The 5483-nt window shown below is 72.0% G+C and carries 5 protein-coding genes; all 5 read right to left on the reverse strand.

Annotated elements, in window-relative coordinates; genetic code table 11:
• Positions 1-131: 131 nt before the first annotated feature.
• Genes ACIA8F_RS14330 through ACIA8F_RS14350 form a run of 5 tightly spaced genes read right to left on the reverse strand, consistent with a single transcriptional unit; the run spans position 132 to position 4984 of the window.
• A complete protein-coding gene (locus ACIA8F_RS14330) occupies positions 132-476 on the reverse strand; it encodes a hypothetical protein (RefSeq protein ID WP_399378649.1) in 345 nt (114 codons plus the stop codon).
• Entirely contained in the window at positions 473-2356 is a 1884-nt protein-coding gene (locus ACIA8F_RS14335) for an anthranilate synthase family protein (protein ID WP_399378650.1), read from the reverse strand. Before ACIA8F_RS14335 ends, ACIA8F_RS14330 begins: the two co-directional genes overlap by 4 nt.
• Positions 2353-2997: an isochorismatase family protein gene (locus tag ACIA8F_RS14340; protein WP_399378793.1), complete on the reverse strand. Its 645-nt coding sequence runs from the start codon at positions 2995-2997 to the stop codon at positions 2353-2355. The genes ACIA8F_RS14335 and ACIA8F_RS14340 overlap by 4 nt, the downstream gene beginning before the upstream one ends.
• 28 nt (positions 2998-3025) lie before the next feature.
• Positions 3026-3796, reverse strand: coding sequence for a 2,3-dihydro-2,3-dihydroxybenzoate dehydrogenase (locus tag ACIA8F_RS14345; protein WP_399378652.1), 771 nt, complete (start codon positions 3794-3796; stop codon positions 3026-3028).
• An 18-nt stretch (positions 3797-3814) separates the two neighbouring features.
• Positions 3815-4984 (reverse strand): 3-deoxy-7-phosphoheptulonate synthase, encoded by a 1170-nt coding sequence (locus tag ACIA8F_RS14350; protein WP_399378654.1) that lies wholly within the window; start codon positions 4982-4984, stop codon positions 3815-3817.
• Positions 4985-5483: the final 499 nt, after the last annotated feature.

Genomic DNA, 5483 nt, shown 5'->3' on the forward strand with positions numbered 1-5483 from the left:
CCGGGGGGGGGGGGGGGGGGGGGCGGCGGGCCCCCGGGGGGGCCCCCCCCCGGCCCCCGGGGCGGCCCCCCCCCCCCGGGGGGGGGCCCCCCGGGGGGGGGCGGGGGGCCCCCCCGCCGCGGTCGGGCCGGTCAGCGGCCGGGCGGGCTCTCCAGTGCCAGGCCCAGGCCGGACAGGCCGGGGAGGGCGTACGAGCCCTCGACGGTCGCCTCGACGTCGAACAGCGTGCGCTGCACGGGCGGGCGTCCGATGAGCTGCGCGGCCAGCGCCGGAAGCGGCGCCGCCGCGGCCTCGGCGGACTCCCAGAGCAGCACCGCGCCCCACCGCTCGGTGGCCGGGTCGGAGATCCAGAACTTCAGGCGCAGGCCCTCGACTGCGGCGAACCGCTCGACGGCCTCGTCCCGCAGGAACGCGCGCAGCGATTCGATCGTCTGCCCCGAACCGGCCAGCTCCCACCACACCACGGCGGCCTTCATCCGACCCGCTCCTCGAGCAGCGCCGACAGGGCTTCCGCGACGATGCGCACGCCGTCCTCGGTGAGCACCGATTCGGGGTGGAACTGCATGGAGCGGAATCCCCGGCCGCGCAGGGCGTGGACCTCGCCGGTCTCCGGGTCCCTGCTGATCTCGAACACCCCGTTGTCGGCGCACTCGGCCTTGTCCTCGAGGCTGTGCGCGGCGAACGTGTTGTAGAAGCCGACCCGTTCGCTCTGCCCGAACAGGTCGATCCGGCGCTGCACGCCCTGGTTGGGGTGTTCCTTGCGGAGCAGGCCGAGGCCGAGGCGGCCGCTGAGCACCTGGTGGCTCAGGCAGACCGCGAGGAACGGCCTGCCCTCGGCCAGCAGGGTGTCGATGGCCTGCCGCAGGTGCGCGATCTTCGGGTGGGCGGCGTCCTGCGGGTCGCCGGGGCCGGGGCCCATGACCACGAGGTCGTACGGGTCGAAGGAGTACGGGTCGTCGAACCGGCGTACCGTCACCTCCGCTCCCCCGGACCGCAGTTGCAGGTCGAGCATCGCGGTGAAGGTGTCCTCCGCGTCGATCACGAGCACCTTGCGTCCGGCGAGCCCGGCCACCGGGCGGTCCCGGGCGGCATCGTCGGCCAGCCAGAAGGCGGAGACGGCCTCGTTGCGGCGGCTCAGCGCGGCACGCACGCTGGGGTGGTCGGCGAAGAGGGCCGGGCCGTTCTCGCCGAAGGCCGCCAGCAGTCCGGCGGCCTTGGCCCGGGTCTCGGCGACCTCGGAGAGCGGGTCGGAGTGACGGACCAGGGTGGCGCCCACCCCGATCCGCATCCGGCCGGCGGTGTCGATGTCCGCCGTGCGGATGAGGATCGCGGAGTCCAGGGTCCGGGCTCCGTGCCCGTCCTGGCCGATGACGGCCAGCACGCCGCTGTAGTAGCCGCGGCCCTGGGGCTCGTACCGCTTGATGACCCGGCCGGCACTCTCCAGCGGGGATCCGGTGACGGTGGGCGCGAAGAGCGTCTCGTGCAGGATCTCGCGCGGGTCGCGGGTGGTGTCGCCCTCGATGAAGTACTCGGTGTGGGCGAGGCGCGCCATCTCCTTGAGGTACGGGCCGACGACGCGGCCGCCCCCGTCGCAGATGCGGGCCATCATCTTGAGTTCCTCGTCGACGACCATGTACAGCTCGTCGGACTCCTTACTGTCGGCGAGGAAGTCCATGACGCCGGAGAGGGAGGGACCCGAGTCGGGGTAGCGGTAGGTGCCGCTGATGGGGTTCATCACGGCCCGTCCGTCCGCGACGCTCACGTGCCGCTCGGGAGAGGCCCCGACCAGGGTGCGCTCGCCGGTGTGCACGAGGAACGTCCAGTACGCGCCCTTCTCCCGCTCCAGGAGTCGGCGGAACAGGGTCAGCGCCGCATCGGTGCCGTAGTCGGTGATGTCGGCGACGAAGGTGCGCTTGATGACGAAGTTCGCGCCCTGACCCGTGCCGATCTCGTCGGTGATGACCTGCCGGACGGTCGCCGCGTAGGCCGCGTCGTCCGTGTCGAAGGCGCCGCCCTCCGCGAGCCGGACGGGGGCGTCCGGGATGCGGCTCAGCAGCTCCGCCAGGGGCAGGGCGTCCTGCTCGGCGATGGTCATCGCGAGCAGGGGCGTACCGTCGTCCGGAGCCTCGTAGCCGCGTTCGGCGATCTGCCGGTACGGAATCAGCGTCAGTACGTCCTGCCGCGCGCCGGATCCGGTGAGGCCGGGGAGTTCGATGTCGGCCAGGGCCGCCACCTCGGTCATCGCGCCCGTGAACACGTCGACCCGGTCGTCCCCGGTGGTCTCGGGCCGGTGCACGAGCGCGAAGGCGCGGGGACCGCGGTCCGCCAGCACCCGGCCCAGCAGGTCGTCCGTCATGACGGCTCCTTCCCGGTGTACTCGTCCGCCCGGCGCACCGGGAGTTCTTCCAGGAGCGCCTTGGTGCCGACGACACGAGCGGCGCGGGCCGCGGCGTACTCCATGGCCATCCGGTGGTCCTTCCAGCTGAAATCGGCGATGGCGTCGCCGACGAGGAAGGGCTGGATGTCGTGGCTGAAGGCTTCGACGGTGGTCATCAGTACGCCGACGTGGGCGTAGACCCCGCAGACGATCAGCTGGTCGCGGCCGGAGAACCGCATGCGCTCCAGCAGGTCGGTGTGGTGGAAGGCGCTGTAGCGCCACTTGGTGAACACCCAGTCGCCGTCAGCGGGCGCCACCGGCTCCACGACCTGCCGGTGCTCGGGGCTCGGCGTCATGCCGGGACCCCAGAAGTCCGCGAGCAGGCCGCGCTGTTCGGGGGGCATGCCGCCGGGCTGCGCGGTGTACGCGACCGGGATGCCCAGGGCGGCACAGCGGTCACGCAGCTGCGCGCTGTGCTCCACCAGGTCGGTGAGGGGCTGCTCGCCTGCCGGGAAGGGGGCCAGGAAGAACTTCTGCATGTCGTGCAGGAGCAGGACCGCACGGTCGGGGTCGACCGCCCAGTCCACGGGGCCGGTGGGCAGGTCTCCGGCGGCGGGCATCGGGTACGGGCTGATTTCGGGAAGGAAGCTAGACACCGAGCGCCGCACCCCCGTCCACCGTGAGGTCGTGCATGGTGATGTGCGAGGCCATGTCGGAGAGCAGGAACACGACGGCGTCGGCGACATCCTGCGGCCGGGCCAGCTTGCCCAGCGGGATCCCGACCCGGTACGCCTCCGCGTTGCCCTTGATCGAGATCTGGGCGCTGGAGTCGTCCTGCCACATCGAGGTGAGCATCGGGGTGTCGGTGGAGCCGGGTGCCACGAGATTGGCCCGGATGCCGTACTTGGCGATCTCCAGGCCCAGGCACTTGGTGAACATGGTCGCGGCGGCCTTGGAGGCGGCGTAGGCGGACATCTCGGCGCGGGCGGTGCCCGCGGCGTTGGAGGCCACCGTGACGATGGCGCCCCGGCGGCGCGGCACCATGCGGTTGACCACGGCGCGCGACACGAAGAAGACGCCCGTGGTGTTGACGGCGAAGGTGGTCGCCCACTCCTCGTCGGTCAGGGCGCGCGCCTCGGCGATCCGCAGCACTCCGGCCGCGTTGACGAGGTAGTCGAGCGGCCCGAAGGTCGACTCGATCTCGGCGACCAGCCTGTCCACATCGGAGCTGACGGTGACGTCGGCGGGGAACGCGGCGACCTCCAGCCCGTCTTCGACGGCCACCTTCACGGCCACGTTCAGGCGTTCGGCATCACGGTCGACGGCGGCGACCCGCACGCCTCGGGATGCCAGCGCACGCACCACCGCCTCTCCGATGCCGCCGGCTGCGCCGGTGACCAGAGCGGTTTTCCCTTGCATGATCGGTGAACTCCTCTCTCAGCCGCGCCAGGCGGAGGCGACTTCCATCGCCTGCTGAGGATTGAGCCGCGGGTCGCAGAAGCTGGTGTACTTCTCTCCCAATTCCGCGAAGCGGGACGCGTCGGCGACGCATTCGGTCACGGGGTCCGGCGTGGTCTCCAAATGCAGGCCACCGGCGATTCCGCCGTTGTCCGAGACCGCGTTCTGGAATTCCTCGACCTCCTGGACGACCGTTTCGACGAACCGGGTCTTGATTCCGTGCGGAGCGCTCACGGTGTTGCCGTGCATCGGGTCGCACATCCAGATGACGGGGAATCCGGCCGCGCGCACCGCCCGGACCAGCTCGGGCAGCTTTTCGGCCGCGGTGCCGGCTCCCATGCGGGAGATCAGCGTCAGCCGGCCGGGCTCGCGCCGCGGATCGAGGCGCTCGCACAGCTCCAGCAGCTGGGCCGGGGTGGTCTTCGGGCCGACCTTGGTGGCGACCGGGTTGGCCAGCGAGGCGAAGAAGGCGACGTGGGCGCCGTCGATCTCGCGGGTCCGCTCCCCGAGCCACGGCCAGTGCGTCGAGGTCAGCAGCTGCGAGCCGTCCGGCTCCGTGCGGAGCATGGGGCCCTCGTAGTCGAGGAGCAGGGCCTCGTGGCTCGTCCACACCGGCGCCTCGGCCCCGAAGGGGTCCGACTCGCCGCGCCAGCCGAGCAGTTCCATGACGTCGGCCGCCGCGCGGTAGCCGGAGAGCAGCCGCTTCGGGTCGGGGCGGCGCAGTTCGGGGTCCGGTTCCGGGCTGTTGACCATGTGGCCGCGGTACGAGGCCAGCTCGACGCCGTTGATGACCTCGGTGGAGCTCGAGCGCGGCTTGGCGAACTGCCCCGCGAGCCGGCCCACGCGCAGGACGGGCTTGTGCGAGCGGGCCTTCATGATGCCGGCGAGCACGTCCAGGAGCGCCGCCCGGCGGGCCACGGGGCCGCGGGTCGCGTCGTCCGGGTCCTCGGCGCAGTCCCCCGCCTGGACGACCTGGATCTCACCGGCCGCGACGCGGGCCAGCAGGGCGCGCAGGACGCGTACGTCCTCGGAGCGGACCAGTGCGGGAGCGTCGTGAAGCTCTTCACGGACCTTTTCGAGGACCACCCCGTCCGGCCAGTCCGGCTGTTGTCCTGCGTTTAGCGATTTCCAGAGTGCGATCTCGGGCACGCGGTACCTCCCAGTGCTGAACCAGCCGACATGGCGATGCCGATGAGTCTGCGAATGGGGAACACGGGGCACCAATACGGGACTTCCACTTCGTCAGGTGGCGGACACTTGGTCAGGTCCCGTTGCCCGGCGGAGGAAATCGGTGATTCCACCGGAAGAGACCCAGACAAACGGACCCGATTCATCCGCATTCCCGGCCGGCGCCCGGCATCACGGGTGGGCAACGACATTGACTCCCGGTGGACCTGACAAGGCATCGGGGATTCGGTGGCACGCGCCGACCTGCTCCCCCTAGGTTCGACGCATGTTGAGCGGAGCGGCCGTCGTGCTGCTGAAGCAGTTGGCGTCCGAGGGCGTGTCACCTTGGCTGGACGCCGCGAACGGGGAGGAGTTCCTCCCGGACCCGCTGTCGGATCCCGCGGCGGGGGGGGGGGGGGGGGGGGGGGCGGGGGGGGGCGGGGCGCGGGCGGGGCGGGCGGGGGGGGGGGGGCGGGGGAGG

The organism is Streptomyces sp. NPDC051563 (assembly GCF_044454225.1).
Taxonomy (GTDB): Bacteria; Actinomycetota; Actinomycetes; order Streptomycetales; family Streptomycetaceae; genus Streptomyces.